The organism is Photobacterium sp. OFAV2-7, assembly GCF_022347985.1.
Taxonomy (GTDB): domain Bacteria; phylum Pseudomonadota; class Gammaproteobacteria; order Enterobacterales; family Vibrionaceae; genus Photobacterium.
The window spans coordinates 1-16,204 of sequence record NZ_JAKRFQ010000033.1; the positions used below are offsets into that span (position 1 = coordinate 1).

15 protein-coding genes are annotated in these 16,204 nt (G+C 49.8%); 6 read left to right on the forward strand and 9 right to left on the reverse strand.

Annotation, left to right across the window (positions count from 1 at the left end; translation table 11 throughout):
* Positions 1–675: 675 nt before the first annotated feature.
* The 6 genes from cysQ to cysG are packed head-to-tail and all read right to left on the reverse strand — an operon-like array spanning position 676 to position 7,613.
* Positions 676–1,416, reverse strand: coding sequence for a 3'(2'),5'-bisphosphate nucleotidase CysQ (gene cysQ, locus MHN01_RS04530; protein ID WP_239410229.1), 741 nt, complete (start codon positions 1,414–1,416; stop codon positions 676–678).
* Positions 1,417–1,434: 18 nt separating this feature from the next.
* The gene (gene cysC, locus MHN01_RS04535; protein WP_160657833.1) at positions 1,435–2,055 is read right to left on the reverse strand and encodes an adenylyl-sulfate kinase; all 621 of its coding nucleotides are present in this window, start codon (positions 2,053–2,055) and stop codon (positions 1,435–1,437) included.
* 38 nt (positions 2,056–2,093) lie between these two features.
* Entirely contained in the window at positions 2,094–3,821 is a 1,728-nt protein-coding gene (locus MHN01_RS04540) for an SLC13 family permease (RefSeq protein WP_239410230.1), read from the reverse strand.
* 4 nt (positions 3,822–3,825) lie between these two features.
* On the reverse strand, positions 3,826–5,256 hold the full coding sequence (gene cysN / locus MHN01_RS04545) for a sulfate adenylyltransferase subunit CysN (RefSeq protein ID WP_239410231.1): 1,431 nt from the start codon (positions 5,254–5,256) through the stop codon (positions 3,826–3,828).
* Positions 5,257–5,266: 10 nt separating this feature from the next.
* Entirely contained in the window at positions 5,267–6,175 is a 909-nt protein-coding gene (cysD, locus tag MHN01_RS04550; protein ID WP_075767914.1) for a sulfate adenylyltransferase subunit CysD, read from the reverse strand.
* 13 nt (positions 6,176–6,188) lie between these two features.
* Positions 6,189–7,613: a siroheme synthase CysG gene (gene cysG / locus MHN01_RS04555; RefSeq protein WP_239410232.1), complete on the reverse strand. Its 1,425-nt coding sequence runs from the start codon at positions 7,611–7,613 to the stop codon at positions 6,189–6,191.
* Positions 7,614–8,021: 408 nt separating this feature from the next.
* Between cysG and MHN01_RS04560 the strand changes: the two genes are divergently transcribed.
* The 4 genes from MHN01_RS04560 (at position 8,022) to MHN01_RS04575 (ending at position 12,053) form a co-directional block, all read left to right on the forward strand.
* Positions 8,022–9,983 carry a bifunctional 2',3'-cyclic-nucleotide 2'-phosphodiesterase/3'-nucleotidase gene (locus tag MHN01_RS04560; RefSeq protein WP_239410233.1) on the forward strand — a complete coding sequence of 654 codons (1,962 nt, stop codon included), beginning with the start codon at positions 8,022–8,024 and terminating at the stop codon, positions 9,981–9,983.
* A gap of 94 nt (positions 9,984–10,077) precedes the next feature.
* Positions 10,078–10,644 carry a Crp/Fnr family transcriptional regulator gene (locus tag MHN01_RS04565; protein ID WP_239410234.1) on the forward strand — a complete coding sequence of 189 codons (567 nt, stop codon included), beginning with the start codon at positions 10,078–10,080 and terminating at the stop codon, positions 10,642–10,644.
* A 76-nt stretch (positions 10,645–10,720) separates the two neighbouring features.
* Positions 10,721–11,185: a GNAT family N-acetyltransferase gene (locus tag MHN01_RS04570; RefSeq protein WP_239410241.1), complete on the forward strand. Its 465-nt coding sequence runs from the start codon at positions 10,721–10,723 to the stop codon at positions 11,183–11,185.
* Positions 11,178–12,053, forward strand: a complete 876-nt coding sequence (locus MHN01_RS04575; protein ID WP_239410235.1) for a DMT family transporter — start codon at positions 11,178–11,180, stop codon at positions 12,051–12,053. The genes MHN01_RS04570 and MHN01_RS04575 overlap by 8 nt, the downstream gene beginning before the upstream one ends.
* A gap of 81 nt (positions 12,054–12,134) precedes the next feature.
* Here the strand turns inward: MHN01_RS04575 and MHN01_RS04580 are convergent, their stop codons facing one another.
* Entirely contained in the window at positions 12,135–12,803 is a 669-nt protein-coding gene (locus MHN01_RS04580) for a LysM-like peptidoglycan-binding domain-containing protein (protein ID WP_239410236.1), read from the reverse strand.
* Positions 12,804–12,926: 123 nt separating this feature from the next.
* Here MHN01_RS04580 and MHN01_RS04585 point away from each other — a divergent pair, with 123 nt between their 5' ends.
* Positions 12,927–13,547, forward strand: coding sequence for an FKBP-type peptidyl-prolyl cis-trans isomerase (locus MHN01_RS04585; RefSeq protein WP_239410237.1), 621 nt, complete (start codon positions 12,927–12,929; stop codon positions 13,545–13,547).
* Between the two features lie 159 nt (positions 13,548–13,706).
* The gene (locus MHN01_RS04590) at positions 13,707–14,201 is read left to right on the forward strand and encodes a DUF2780 domain-containing protein (RefSeq protein WP_239410238.1); all 495 of its coding nucleotides are present in this window, start codon (positions 13,707–13,709) and stop codon (positions 14,199–14,201) included.
* A gap of 193 nt (positions 14,202–14,394) precedes the next feature.
* Here the strand turns inward: MHN01_RS04590 and MHN01_RS04595 are convergent, their stop codons facing one another.
* Together MHN01_RS04595 and MHN01_RS04600 are read right to left on the reverse strand one after the other, a co-directional pair.
* Positions 14,395–15,156 carry a phosphoadenylyl-sulfate reductase gene (locus tag MHN01_RS04595; protein ID WP_239410239.1) on the reverse strand — a complete coding sequence of 254 codons (762 nt, stop codon included), beginning with the start codon at positions 15,154–15,156 and terminating at the stop codon, positions 14,395–14,397.
* A partial coding sequence (locus MHN01_RS04600; protein WP_239410240.1) for an NADPH-dependent assimilatory sulfite reductase hemoprotein subunit occupies positions 15,149–16,204 on the reverse strand: 1,056 nt, incomplete at its 5' end. The genes MHN01_RS04600 and MHN01_RS04595, both read right to left, overlap by 8 nt.

Here is a 16,204-nt window from a genome sequence, read left to right on the forward strand (position 1 = left end):
TTCACTTTTGAAAAAGTAAAACAAAACAGCTCAAGGCTGTACCAACTTGAATTGGTCACTCAGTTTCATTGATAAATCTTTTGACTAATCATTTCACGAGTGCCCACACAGATTGCATGGTCAAATTATTAAAGAACGTTTCGCTAACACTTTGTGTTGGCTAGGCTGCGTATCTTACGCGCCTCTAACTTTAAGTCAAGCTGTTTTTTTGATTTTCTCAAAACCGCATCCTGACTCACTCCGATAATGCAAAAGCATGTTTTTTAGCGCTTTCGACTTACTTACCGAAGAGGGTGGCAATTCTATGCAATTTCAAACTGGTGTCAAGCACCTTTTTTCAATTGTTTTCTTAGATATCCCACTTACCTACAAGTTATGCACAGCTTGCAAATAGCTTACTAAGTATCGTTGTTCCTTGTCGGTGAGGCGGCATTATAGGGAGGGTGAAGAATATGACAACCAGTTTTTTGAACTTTTCCATCGATTGCTGATAATTCAAGCCATAGCCTATAAAAATGACAACAAATAAAGCTATTCAACGCCCCCAATCAAAGCGTCAAAACTCAACGCAGTAGAATAAGCGTAGCCAATAACTGAGTAGAGTGATCTTGTTTTAGAGAATTCGCAAAAAAAGGCAGCCAGTGGCTGCCTTAATATTGTCGAAAAACAGTGGCTTTAAATAGCCACAACAAAATATGGGTTTAACAGTTCTTCTCGATGGTAACTTAATGTATCACCGTTGAACTGCTTCACCGTTGCTCCTGCGCTTTCCGCTATGCATTGTCCGGCAGCGGTATCCCACATCATAGTGGGACCTAACCGAGGGTAAAATTGTGCTCGACCTTCGGCAACCAAGCAAAACTTCAGCGATGAACCAACTTCCGCCATTTTATGCTCACCCAGTTTTTCGAGATAACTCGCCATGTCTGGACTAGGGTGAGAACGACTGCCCACCACAGTTGGTACAGTTGCAGGTCGAACCTTTATCTGATCTCGTCCTGCTTTTGTCTGAAGCCAAGCCTTTTCACTATCTCCTAACCAAGACTTGTCCAATGCCGGGGCATGGACAACCGCTATGGTTGGCTTGCCATTCTCAATCAGAGCAATGTTGACAGTAAACTCACCATTCTTGCGCAAAAACTCTTTAGTGCCATCAAGAGGATCCACCAGCCAAAAAGAAGACCAATGCTGCCTCTCAGGCCAAGGAGTATGAGCAGACTCTTCAGAAAGAATAGGAATGTCTGGCGTTAACGCTTTTAGCTGTTCAACAATAATGGTATTGGCTGCGAGATCTGCTTCGGTCACCGGGCTACTATCAGCCTTCTCAGAAACCTGAACATTGCCATGATAGCGCTCCATGATAGCTTCTCCGGCTTCAAGCGCTATGCCATATATCGATTCGAGTAGAGTACTCACTCGTAGCGACTCCTTTTATTAGCGGATGATCTGACGTTGTCTCAACGACTCCAAACACAGCTCTACCAACTCTGCGACCGATGCCTCACCAGCTTGTAAATGGATCTCTGGCAATTCCGGAGCCTGGTATTCAGAGTCGATCCCTGTGAACTGTTTAATTTCACCTGCTCGGGCTTTCTTATACAAGCCTTTCGGATCACGCTTCTCACATTCAGCCAGCGGCGTATCGACAAATACCTCAAGAAACTCACCTTCAGGTAGTAAGTCACGGACCAACTGACGCTCTTGACGATGTGGGGAAATAAAAGCACTTAATACAATAAGCCCAGCATCAGCCATCAACTTTGCGACTTCACCTATGCGTCGGATGTTTTCCCGGCGATCTTCCGTCGAGAACCCAAGATCACGGCACAATCCATGCCGAACATTATCACCGTCAAGAAGGTAGGTATGATGGCCCAACTCCGCAAGACGGGACTCCAGGGCACCGGCAACCGTTGATTTCCCGGCGCCACTCAACCCGGTGAACCACATTACACAAGGCTTTTGCTTTTTTTGCTTGGCACGAAAGGCCTTATCCGTCTGATGGCTGTGCCATACAACATTCTCATCATCATGAGGCTGAACCGCGGCTGTCATATTTAACTCCGTTTCATGACATACGATTAAAAATCATATTAAAAAGGAAATAGCTGAGGGATCAACGCAAGTACAACCACTGAATACACAATGGAGATCGGTAACCCTACCCGTAAGTAATCTATTAATTTGTAGTTTCCCACGCTATAGACCAATAAATTGGTCTGATAACCATAGGGAGAAATAAAACTGGCGCTGGCACCGAATAAGATCGCCATAATAAAAGGCATCGGATCCGCGCCGTAACTCACCGCCAAACTGTAGGCAATAGGAAAAGAAAGTGCTGCCGCAGCATTGTTGGTAACCAGCTCCGTAAGGATTAGCGTTAGCAGGTATACCGCAACCAATGCCCCATAGATCCCCCAGCCATTGAATGCCGTCATCAGCATATTGCCCATACGCTCTGACAAGCCACTGGAGATCATAAGCTGGGCAAGCGATAGTGCCGAGCCAACAATAACCACGATATCGACAGGAAAACGGCGCCGGATTTCAGTAAAAGTGATAATGCCAGTGGCAACCAGTACCAGCAGGTAAGCGGCAAGCCCATTAATAATCGGCAAAATATCAAGCAGCGCGGCGGCAATGACTCCCATAAACCCCGCCAGGACGCTGAAGCTCTTTCTGCTATCTAAACGCGCGCTGGAATCGAGCCCGTTAACCAACACAAACTCTCGATTAAGCTGTTGCTTTTTCTCATTGAAGGTTTTGCCTGGCACAACCACCAAAGTGTCACCAGCATGCAACTCGATATTACCCAGGCCTCCCCCCAAACGCTCATGCCCCCGGCGGATGGCAACGACAACGGCGTCAAAACGTTCTCTGAAGCGAACACTTTTTAGCGTTTTACCTCGAATTCCCGCGGAATGACTAACAATCACTTCCAGCATCGATTGGCCATTGAGGTGGTGCTGACCAAATAAATGTAAACCGTTTATTTCCTGCAACGTGGTGACACTTTCGACATCACCGCAAAACAGTAGGGTATCCCCAGCAAGTAGCCGAGTATCTGGGCATACGGGAGCTATCTTTTTACCATTGCGGATCACTTCCGCCAAAAACAGGCGGCGTAACGCGCGCAGACCATTCTCGGCAACCGTTTTGCCCGCCAGCGGCGAGCCTCCTACAATTCGGGCTTCGAGAAAATACGGTAAGTCATCCTGGCTATTGTCATCATAGACCGGCAGTAGGTAACTAAGAGGGATGATGATAATCAACCCAATCACCAACACCGCCAGCCCGATAGAAGTAGGCGCAAAGAACCCCAAGCTTGGTAAGCCGGCGTCTTCAACAAAACTGTTAATGATTAAGTTTGTTGAAGTGCCAATCAGGGTAAGCGTTCCCCCTAGAATGGCCGCATAGGAAAGGGGGATCAGCAATCTGGATGGTGCATGCCGCTGATTACGCTTGATAGCACCAATCAATGACACGACCACAGCCGTATTATTAGTAAATGAAGACAAAAACGCGGTCGACAAACCAAGCTTTGCAACCACGCTAGACTGGCCACCTTGCGAAATCTGACGCCCGACCCAGCTGATCAGGCGTGTTTTCTCAAGGGCAACAGAAACAAGGATCAGCAATACCAAAGTTAACAACGATGAATTAGTAAAGTTGCCTGCCAAAGTCGGCAAGTCAATCATGCCAACCTGGAAACCGACAAAGGCGGCTCCGGCAAATAAATAAGCCGGTTTGATCCGTGTTGTCAGCAGACAGGTTACTATCACCATTAACATGGCAAGAACCATTCCTTGTTCCCAGCCCATGCTATTATCCCAGTAGTTTACTGATATCTTTTGCATCCCAGTGAGGAAAATGCTTACGGATCAACGCGTTGAATTCAATCTCGAAGGCACTGAACGGGCTTTCTTGTTGACTTTCCGTTCCTGCCAACGCCTCACGCACCATCCCGGCCCCCACCGTTACGTTTGTCAAACGGTCGATAACAATAAAGCCACCGGTATCGACACTGTCCTTATAGGCATCAACGGCAATCTCTTCATTCAGTGTCACTTCACATAGGCCAATACCATTTAACGGTAGCGCATCGGCGGAGAAAGTTTCCAGGTTATTGATATCAACCTGATGGCGAATGGCTTCCACTGAGCCAACAGTTTTCTTACCGGCAACCTTAATGTCGTACTGGCGACCAATCTCCAATGGAGCTTCTGCCATCCATACAATGTCAGCCAACAAGTGATTGCTCTGTGGGACATCATCATTGGCAGCCACTATGGTATCACCACGGCTAATATCGATTTCGTCAGTCAGGGTTAATGTCACCGCCTGACCGGGGTGAGCTTCTGGCAAGTCACCATCAAAGGTCACGATACGCTCGACCGTAGAGGTTTTCCCCGAAGGCAACGCTTTAATCTGATCACCTGCTTTTACAACTCCCGAGGCCACCGTGCCGGCAAAGCCACGAAAATCCAGGTTAGGGCGATTAACATATTGCACCGGGAAACGAAAATCTCCCGTTTCACGTTCCTGGCCAATATCGACATTTTCAAGCAATGCCAGTAACGAATCACCGTCATACCAAGGCGTTTTGTCACTCAGGCCAACAACATTGTCACCCTCCAATGCCGACAGCGGCACCAGTTTGATATCAAGATCGGCATTCAGTTTCTCGGCAAAGGCCAGGTACTCATCACGAATTGTATCGAAACGCTCTTCCTGGTAATCAACCAGGTCCATTTTGTTTATGGCAACCACAAAATGGCGGATACCCAGCAAGCTCGCTATATAGGAGTGGCGGCGAGTTTGATCCAAGACTCCTTTTCGGGCGTCAATCAAAATCACGGCTACATCACAGGTCGAGGCACCCGTCGCCATGTTACGCGTATACTGTTCATGGCCCGGGGTATCGGCAATAATGAACTTACGCTTCTTGGTCGAGAAATAGCGGTAGGCGACATCAATGGTGATCCCCTGCTCTCGCTCAGCCTGAAGGCCATCAACCAGCAATGCCAGATCGGGCTTATCACCCGTTGTACCAACTTTCTGACTGTCGGTATGAATGGCCGCCAACTGATCTTCATAAATCTGGTGCGAGTCATGAAGCAGACGACCAATCAAGGTGCTCTTGCCGTCATCCACAGAGCCACAGGTCAAAAAGCGAAGCAACGATTTGTTCTGATGTTGGTCAAGGTAAGCTTCTATGCCTAGCTCAGCCACTTGTTGTTCAATAAGACTGTTCATGTATCTTTCCTTAGAAGTAACCTTGACGCTTTTTCAATTCCATCGAGCCTGACTGATCATGATCAATCGCCCGTCCCTGACGTTCGCTCGATGTCGCCACCAGCATCTCCTCAATAATACCCGGCAGGGTATTGGCCTCTGACTCAATCGCACCGGTCAGCGGATAGCAGCCCAAGGTACGGAAGCGTACGCTCTTATGTTCAATTTTCTCACCCGGTTGCAGCTCCATCCGATCGTCGTCCACCATGATCAACATACCGTCACGATCAACAACAGGACGTACCTCAGACAGGTACAACGGCACAATCTCAATGCCTTCCAGGTAGATGTACTGCCAGATATCCAGCTCGGTCCAGTTCGATAACGGGAAGACGCGGATACTCTCGCCTTTGTTGATCTGACCGTTGTAGGTTTTCCACAACTCGGGACGCTGGTTTTTCGGATCCCAGGTATGGTTTTTGTCACGGAACGAATAGACACGCTCTTTGGCCCGAGACTTCTCCTCGTCACGACGTGCACCGCCGAATGCGGCATCGAAGCCATATTTATTCAGAGCCTGCTTCAGCCCCTGGGTTTTCATAATATCGGTGTGCTTTGAAGAACCATGGGTAAAGGGGCCAACTCCCATCGCGAGCCCCTCAGGGTTCTTATGCACCAGTAAATCAAAACCATACTTCTTAGCAGTACGATCGCGAAACTCGATCATCTCGCGGAATTTCCAGTCGGTATCCACATGCAGAAGAGGGAATGGAATTTTGCCCGGGTAGAATGCCTTGCGGGCAAGATGCAACATAACCGATGAATCTTTCCCGATAGAGTACATCATTACCGGGTTATCGAACTCAGCAGCCACTTCGCGGATGATATGAATACTCTCCGCTTCTAGCTGCTTGAGGTGGGTTAAACGTTTAGGGTCCATCACTCTCTCCATACTATGCCAGCTTCACAACAGCAGACTGCTGTAATTGCTGTTCCTGCTTGCCGAACCAATGTAATTTTTCTGATAAATTCACCACTTCCCCGACCACTATCAATGAGGGTGAAGCGGCATGTTGAGCTAATGTCGCCAGCTCACCGAGCTGACCTTTCAAAACTTTCTGAGATTTCTGGGTACCACGTTCAATAATAGCAATAGGCGTATCCGCCGCCCGTCCGTGGCTCAGTAACTGTTGCTGGATATGACTGGATTTCATCAGCCCCATATAAATCACCAGCGTTTGCTTACCGCGTGCCAGGGTTGACCAGTCCAGCTGATCGCCATCAGGCTTGAGGTGACCGGTAATAAACATGGCTGTTTGGGCATAATCACGGTGGGTCAGCGGAATGCCGGCGTAAGCCGTCGCTCCCGCAGCCGCCGTTATACCCGGCACCACCTGGAACGGAATACCGGCATCGAACAAGACTTCCAGCTCTTCGCCCCCCCGGCCGAAGACAAACGGGTCTCCTCCTTTGAGACGAACCACGCGCTTGCCTTGTTCTGCATAGCGAACAATAAGCTCGTTGGTTTCTTCCTGCGGGACACTGTGAAAACCGGCTTTTTTACCGACGCAGACCAACTCAGCATCACGGCGAACGAGATCCATCACCTCATCAGAGACCAAGTAGTCATAAAGCACGACATCGGCCTGTTGCATCAGTTGCAAGGCTCGAAGCGTCAATAGCCCTGCATCACCAGGACCGGCACCAATCAAGGCAACCTGCCCCTGGGAAAGCACTTGTTGTTGCTGACTTTGAACAGAAAGAGAAACCAGCTCCTGCTCGGCTTGCTTTTCCTGGCCTGAGGCAACCAGCTCAGAGAAACGGCCGTTAAAAGCCTGCTCCCAAAAATACCGACGCTGTGAGGCAGAAGATACCGTCTGGGCCAGTCGGTTGCGAAATCGCCCGGCAATCTCTGCCATCCGCCCCAGATGCTGAGGCAAAAGCGCTTCTAACTTTTCACGAACTAAACGAGCAAGAACAGGAGCCTTGCCTGAAGAGGAAATGGCAACAATGATCGGCGAACGATCGACGATAGAAGGCACAATAAAGCTGCAACGTTGCATATCATCAACCACATTCACCATCACCTGACGCTGATTGGCCGATTGATAAACTAGTGCATTGACAGCCTTACGATCAGTGGCAGCAATAGCCAAGAAAATACCATCAAGATCAGACGGGACAAACTCTTCCGCCTGATGCGTAATCTCTCCCGCCTGCAGGGCTTGCTGGAAATCGCCATTGAGCTCACGGGCAATCACCCGCACATCGGCACCCGCCTTTAATAACATACGGGTTTTCCGCCATGCGACGTCACCGCCCCCGACAACCAAACATGGTCGACGTCTTATGTCTGCAAAAATTGGCAAGTAATCCATTTACAGCGCCCTCTGTTCTATATCTAACAGCACTATAGTCGGGCTGGAATATTACCTGAAATTCTAAAATTTCATTTTTTATTCCAAAAAGTTTGGGGGACGCATAAATGAGACCCATTGAAGAGAAATTATCGCCTCTACTAATCAATCAATCTTAAAAAGACAGTAATTACAGGTAAATATAGCTCAGGTTCATAATTGCTCCAGCCACATTGGGTTTAAGTTATGCCTTTTTTGTATTACTGCTAAATCCGTAGCAGGTGAAATCATAAGCATAATGAGATTTGCACCGCCTTTTTGAGCAAAAAAACGAGATTCAGAACACAATAAGGTAACTAGGCCGCGTAATATCGACATAAATTTTGCTACCTTAAGCACGCTTTCCCGTTCTATATCCTGGAGAAAATCATGAAACTATCTGCCAAGCCACTGTCAATTGCAGTACTTGGTGGCCTGCTGACTATGGCGGGTCCTGCCACGGCTGAAACGATCAAGTTACGTATTTTGGAAACAACCGATATCCACACCAACGTGATGGATTACGATTACTACAAAGATAAGCCAACCAAAAAAACCGGCCTTGTTCGTACCGCCACGCTAGTGAAAGAAGCACGAGCCGAAGTCACTAACAGCGTTTTGGTCGACAATGGTGATTTACTGCAGGGTAGTCCTATGGGTGACTACATGGCTGCCAAAGGCATCAAAGCTGGCGAAGTTCACCCTGTATACAAGGCGATGAACCAGCTGAATTATGATGTCGGTAACCTGGGTAACCACGAATTCAACTATGGGTTGGACTTCCTTAAAACCTCTCTTAAAGGTGCGACCTTCCCATATATCAACTCGAACGTGATTGACCTGAAGACAGGCAAAAACATGTTCACGCCATACATCATCAAACCACACACCTTCAAAGACACTGACGGTGTCGAGCATGAAATCAAAGTAGGCTATATCGGCTTTGTTCCGCCACAGATTCTTATCTGGGACAAGAAGAACCTAGAAGGCAAGGTAGAAGCACTCGATATCAAACAAGCCGCAGAAAAATTTGTTCCGCAAATGAAAGCTGAGGGTGCGGATGTTATTGTTGCGATCCCTCACTCCGGCGTCTCTGCTGATCCGTATAAAGTGATGGCAGAAAACTCGGTTTATTACCTCACAGAGGTCGAAGGGATTGACGCTATTGCCTTCGGTCACTCGCACGCTGTATTCCCAGGCAAAGGCTTTGCCAACCTGCCGAATACCGATATCAAAAAAGGGACCATCAACGGCGTTGCCGCAGTCATGCCGGGCCGCTGGGGTGATCACCTGGGCGTGATGGACCTTGTTCTTGAAAAAGAAGAAAACAAGTGGGTTGTCACGGATGCCCAAACCGAAGCTCGCCCTATCTATGACAAGTACAAGAAAGAAGCCCTTGTCGAAGCGGATGAAAAGCTGGTTGCATCTGTAAGCGAAGACCACAAGGCCACCCGTGATTTCGTCAATCAGCCAATCGGTAAAGCCAGCGATGTGATGTACAGCTTCCTGGCACTGGTTCAGGACGATCCAACGGTTCAGATTGTTAGCCTGGCCCAGAAAGACTATGTCGAGCGTTTCATTCAGGGCGATCCTGATCTGGACGGTATTCCGGTTCTATCTGCTGCGGCACCGTTCAAGGCCGGTGGTCGTGGTAACGATCCGGCGAACTTCACCGAAGTTGAGTCCGGTCAGCTAACATTCCGTAACGCCGCCGATCTGTATCTGTACCCGAACACCCTGGTTGCCATGAAAGTCACCGGCAAAGAAGTCAAAGAATGGCTGGAATGCTCGGCAGGTCAGTTCAACCAGATCGATCTCAACAGCACCGAGCAGCAAGGGTTGATCAACTGGGACGGCTTCCGAACCTATAACTTCGATGTGATCGACGGCGTAAACTACACCATCGATATCTCGCAGCCTGCCCGTTACGACGGTAACTGCAAACTAATCAATGACAAAGCTTCGCGAATCCAAGAACTGACGTTCAACGGTAAACCTGTCGAGCCAACACAGGCCTTTATCATTGCGACCAACAACTACCGTGCATACAGCGGTAAGTTTGCCGGTACCGGCGAGCAATATGTCGCCTTTGCCTCACCGGATGAAAACCGCACAATCATTGCTGACTACATCTCCCGTATCAGCAAAGAAAAAGGCCTGGTTACCCCGAGTGCTGACAACAACTGGTCTTTTGCGCCGCTGAAGAGCGACAAGAAGCTAAATGTGACATTTGAAACCTCGCCAAGCGACAAGGCGACGCAATTTATTAAAGACAAAGGTCAGTACCCGATGGAAAAAGTGGGTACGGACAAGGTTGGCTTTGCGGTCTATCGTATCGATCTGCAAAAATAACCCCTGAGTCCCCGTCACTCATACATACCGCGGCTTAGCCCGCGGTATTTTTTTGCTATGATGGCAGCATAGTTCCCAACCTGTAACCATTATTATGAACGACGTCCTGCAAGCCTTTCTCAGCCAACTTGGTGCTTCAGAGGAAATCATCCAAGAAGCCGTCGCTGCCGCCGCCCCCATGGAGCTGCCAACCCGGCACGTATTGCTCAACCAAGGGGAAAAGCCGGGCTATTGCTACTTTCTCCTCGACGGACTTTGTCATGCCTGCTACCTCACACCCGAGGGAAAACAGTTCAGCAAAGAGTTCTATTGGGATCAGGATGTCCTGATTGGCTTTGAAAGCCTGATCAATGATGCGCCTTCGCCTTTCTTGCTCGAGACCCTGTCTGCCAGCAAGCTGCTTGCCTTGCCTGTCAGTCTACTAGTGCAGTGGCGAGCACAGGGCAATCCTCTCTACCTGCGCCTGCTTGAACGGCAGCTTAGCTATAAAGAACAGAAAGAACGCTTTATGCTGATGCATACGCCAGAGGAACGCTACCAGTTATTTACCACCAGCTTCCCGGAATTATTGAGCCGGATTGCCGACTATCAGATTGCCTCTTATCTGGGGATCACCCCGATAAGCCTCAGCCGGATCAAAAAACGTCTTGAGGAAGAATAATTAACAATCGTTAATGCCAGGCAGACATGTTGGCGGTACTCTGCTGCCAGACCCTGTATCCATCAAGGAGAATACGATGCAATGGCAATGCCTGCCTTTTGAACAGCTCACAACCCACCAACTGTATGACTTGCTCAAGCTCAGAGTCGATGTCTTCGTGGTCGAGCAAAACTGCCCCTATCCCGAGCTGGATAACTGTGACCACCTAGCAGGTACCCACCATCTGTTGGGTTACCACAATGATGAGCTTGTGGCCTACCTCAGGCTGCTGCCACCGGGGACCACCTATGCCAACAGCAGCATCGGCCGCGTACTGACGGCAGCCAGTGCTCGGGGCACCGGAGCCGGCCACGAGCTGATCCAGCAAGGGCTGGAATACGCCGAACAACTTTGGCCAAATCAGACAATCGACATCGGCGCCCAGTCTCATCTTCAGCACTACTATCGCCGATATGGCTTTGAGGCAATTTCTGACGAATACCTGGAAGATGGCATTCCGCATGTAGACATGAGACTGCGCAAAGGGATTGTGAGTGAATAAACTCTCCCCGTTCGCCGCCGGAGCGCTGCTACTGCTGCTGGGCAACATGTCCGCGTCATTCTCTGATGTGGCGGTAAAACTACTTGAAGGGGGCATCAGCGCCTTTCAATACATGTTCATCCGCCAGCTGATCAGTGTCCTGGTACTGTTTCCACTCTGGCTCAGGCTGACACCCCGACAGCAGGCTGTCGGCAACTATGGTATTACCCTGGTACGTTCTCATTTGGTATTGGCGGGAAGCGGCTTCGTCATGGTCGCCCTGACCTGGCTGCCGCTAGCGACAGCCAACGCTCTGTTTTACGCTGCGCCACTGCTGATGCTGCCACTATCGGCCTGGTTACTAAAAGAGAAGCCAGAACGGCAGAAAGTACTGGCAACCCTCACCGGCTTTGGCGGCGTCCTGGTCGTACTGCGGCCCGATCAGTTCCACTGGGCGGCACTGGCCGCTTTAGGGTGTGCTTTCACGCTGGCACTGTATAACGTGCTGGTCAGAAAGTTGCCTGAACAGCAACCCGTCGTCAGTACGCTATTTTGGACTGGCGTTTTCTCTCTGCCTCTGGCAGGCGTGCTTGCTGCATTGTTCTGGCAACCCATCACCACAGAAGAGCTGATGCTCATTGCAGCCAGCGCATTCTTTACCCTGGGGTATCACGGCTGCGCTGTAGCCGCCTACCGACGCGCAACGACCTGCCAGCTCGGGCTGATTGAGTACTCCGGACTGATTTTTGTCACCCTTTTGGGGATTGTAGGGTTTGATGAACGGCCTGATTTACTGACAACTATGGGGATTGTACTCATTGTGCTGCCGATGCTGCCTCTGCCTAAGTCACGTCGTTCAAAGCCCCTGTGCGAAGATGCGACTCAATAACAGTATTCAGTTGAAAAGCCGTCAAATTGAAAAAAGGCCACTTTCGGCCTTTTTTCACAACTACCTTTTCACCACCATTCGCTACTGGCTACGAACAAAACTGCCATCGGAGCGGCGGAAAAACATTACCGATTCTCCCTTGCGGCTTTCTATCTGCAACACATCCAGCCCGCCTTTTGCCGTCTGCTTATAACGGAGCCATTGGCCTGCCTTTATCCGGCTAAGGGGTTTGTCTTTGCCTTCAATGGCTGCGACCGCATAGAGATCCGTTAACGGCAATGACTTGTCACGGAAAATATTGGCCAGCGTCTCACCCTGCTTGACCTGATATTTCTGCCACTCCACTTCAACCGGCGCTTTTTCCACCGATGGCTGGCTCGCAGGAGAAGCAGGCTCCGGCACTTTCACCGCAGTACGTACAGGCGACGCAGGCTCGCTACGCTGACCGACCGGAGGAAGCGAGGTTTCATCATTACCGAGATCAAGCGCGAGCTCGCGTCGTTCAGTTTGACCAGAGCTTGTGATCGATGTCGACTCGCTCACCGGCCATAACATCAACACTCCAACCACGGGAAGCAATACCGAAAGTGCCCGGCGGTGCAACAGTGGCAACGACTGCCATTTGGCCTTTAACGGTGCCAGCCTGGCTTTCAGTCGATCGCTGCTGACACTCAGACTTTCCTTGCTAAACGAAAAGCGGGGAAGTTTAAATTCACTTTTTTTCTTTGAACGGCGTCTGGCCTGTCCCATATTCAACACTCCGGCGTTCTCAACTCACGCTATCAAACGACATCTTGTCACAAAAGTTTACCCCTTGGGGTCGAAACTGTTATCCTGCCTGCTTTAATTCACTCTACATTGAGAGAAGACACCATGTCTGACGTTAAACTAGATACAGTTGAAACTAAAGCAAGCTACGGTATCGGTCTACAAATGGGCCAACAGCTAGCACAAAGCGGTCTTGAAGGCCTAAACGTTGCTGCTATCGCTAAAGGTATCGCAACTTCCCTAACTGGTGAGATGCCAGAGATCGAAGTTGACGACATCAACAATGCACTGCGTGAAATCCACACTCGTGCAGAAGAAGCGCGTCAAGAGCAAGCTAAAGCTGCAGCAGCTGACGGTGAAGCTTTCCTAAAAGATAACGCACTACGCTCTGAAGTAACAGTGACTGAATCTGGTCTTCAGTACGAAGTTCTTGTTGAAGGTAACGGCGAGATCCCAACTTCAGACAAGCAAGTTCGCGTTCACTACCACGGCGAACTGACTGACGGTACTGTATTCGACAGCTCTGTATCTCGCGGTCAGCCTGCTGAGTTCCCTGTAACTGGTGTTATCGCTGGTTGGGTTGAAGCGCTTCAGATGATGCCTGTTGGTTCTAAGTGGAAACTATACATCCCACAAGACCTAGCATACGGCGAGCGTGGTGCAGGTGCTGCAATCCCTCCATACGCAGCGCTAGTATTCGAAGTTGAACTACTAGACATCCTGTAAGCTTCCCGAAGCCAGACAGAACTTCCAAACGGTGCCACGGCACCGTTTTTTCTCCCCCCCAGATGCACGCCCCACCAGTAAACCATATTTTTTCATTTTAATTTGGTAGTTACACCGCATTCCCCACTACGCTTATAACGTTAATCAAAGGAGGATGCCATGGGATACAAACCATCAATTTTTAACCGACTACTTTTACTCACCACATTGTTTAGCTGCCTTACTTTCTCTGCCGGCAGTCAGGCTTTCAGCCTGTCAGATCTATTTGGCGGTGGTGATGACGAACAAGCAGAGGCCAGCTCAGCCAACCCCCTAACAGACATACTGACCAGCCAGCTCGGAGTCACCCAAGAACAAGCGGCAGGTGGTGCCGGTGCCCTGCTGTCACTGGCATCCAGCCAGCTCAATGGCGATCAGGCGAGCGAGCTCAGCAAAATGATCCCCGGCAGTGATGCCCTCAGCGCGGCAATTCCTCCAGGCCTTGGCGGTATGCTGACTAACATAGATGCCATTAACCAGGTGTTCTCCGCTCTCGGTATGGACGCCAGCATGGTCAGCCAGTTTATTCCTGTCGTCATGCAGTTTCTTGGCAGCCAAGGGGCCAGCGCAGGCTTAATGGATGCCCTCGGCAAAGTGTGGACGCCAGCAGGCTAACAACACTGATTCAAAAAAACGCGGCAACGAGGATACTGAAATTGCTGCGCTTCCTGTCAGAAGCAAGTAAAAATAGGTAATTAAAACAACAAACTGACAATAAGCTCACAAATAAAAAAACCTTATCTGTCTGCCGAGTCGCAGTATCAGATAAGGTTTTTTTGTTACCTATGATTATCAGAGCACTAGTGCATCAAATGCCCGAACCGTCATATTCAGCATCATCCTCATGCAAACCACACTCGCGTTTGAGGCCAAAGAAGCGGGTTTCTTCCTCCTTCATGCCGGGCTCCCACTTACGGGTGGTATGGGTATCGCCGACAGATAGGTAGCCTTGCTCCCATAACGGATGATAAGGCAAATCATGCTGAGTCAGATACTGATGGATATCCCTGTTCGTCCAGTCAATCAATGGCAAGAACTTAAACAGACCGTTCTGGATTGCCAGTACCGGCAATGTCGCCCGGGTATCAGATTGCTCCCGTCGCAGCCCCGAAAACCAGCAACCGACATTGAGTTCATCCAGCGCACGGCGCATAGGCTCAACCTTATTCAGCTGGTTATAGTGCTTGATCCCCTCAACGCCTTGCTCCCACAGCTGACCAAACCGGGCTTCCTGCCAGGCCGAACTCATTTCCGACTTATAGACATACAGGTTCAGTGACAAACGTGCCGTCAGCTCGTCGATAAACTGATAGGTTTCCGGAAACAGATAGCCAGTATCGGTCAAAATCACCGGCACATCCGGTTTTTCCTGAGTCACCAAATGCAGCATGACAGCCGACTGAATACCAAAACTTGATGCCAACGCAAATTCGCCGTCCAGATTTTCCAACGCCCAGCGCACTCTGTCTTGGGCAGTCAGGGCTTCCAGCTCAGCATTAATTTCCGCTAGCTGCAGGATCTGCTCTACCTTATTTTTCTGGAGCAGTTCTGCTAATGCTAACTTAGGCATAAAAATCCCTCTTAGAGACTAACACCGGTTCAATGATCCCGGCACGGATAGTGAAATCACCAAAGCCTTCACCGTCTTCACGTTCTTGCGACCAACGTGCCACCAGCGAGTCAATCTCTTCCATGATCTGAGCCACTGTAATATTTTCCCGGTACATTTTCGGTACCCGGGTACCACTGCGGTTACCACCAAGGTGAAGATTATAACGTCCCGGCGCTTTTCCAACCAAACCAATTTCTGCCAGCATTGCCCGGCCACAGCCATTCGGACAACCGGTCACTCGCAGAATAATATTTTCATCTTCAGCCAGGCCATGCTTGGCCAGAATACCTTCGACATCGGTGACGAAGTCAGGCAGAAAACGTTCGGCCTCGGCCATTGCCAGCGGACAGGTCGGCAAAGACACACAAGCCATAGAATTCTTGCGCTGCTCACTGACACCGTCGTCGATCAGGCCGTGATCACGGGCGATCTTTTCGATCTTGTCTTTATCCTTCGCCGCCACGCCAACCACAATCAGGTTCTGGTTGGCAGTCATGCGGAAATCACCCTTGTGGACCTTGGCAATTTCAGCCATCCCGGTTTTCAATGGCTTGCCCGGGTAGTCCAGCAAACGGCCGTTTTCGATAAACAGCGCCAGATGATGTTTGCCATCGATGCCTTCAACCCAGCCAATCCGGTCACCACGGTCGGTAAACTCATACGAACGGCTCTCAGCAAACGCAATACCGGCACGTTTTTCCACTTCGGCCTTGAACACATCAGTACCGACACGATCTAAGGTGTACTTGGTCTTGGCATTTTTACGGTTGGAGCGGTTACCCCAGTCACGCTGGGTCGTTACCACGGCAGCAGCCACATCCAGCGTTTTTTCCACAGGAATAAAGCCTAAGTCATCGGCGCGGCGCGGATAGGTAGACTTGTCGCCATGGGTCATTGCCAACCCGCCGCCGACCAGGACATTAAAGCCAACCAGCTTGCCCTCTTCGGCTATCGCCACAAAATTCAGGTCATTGGCATGCACATCGACGTCATTTTGCGGCGGGAT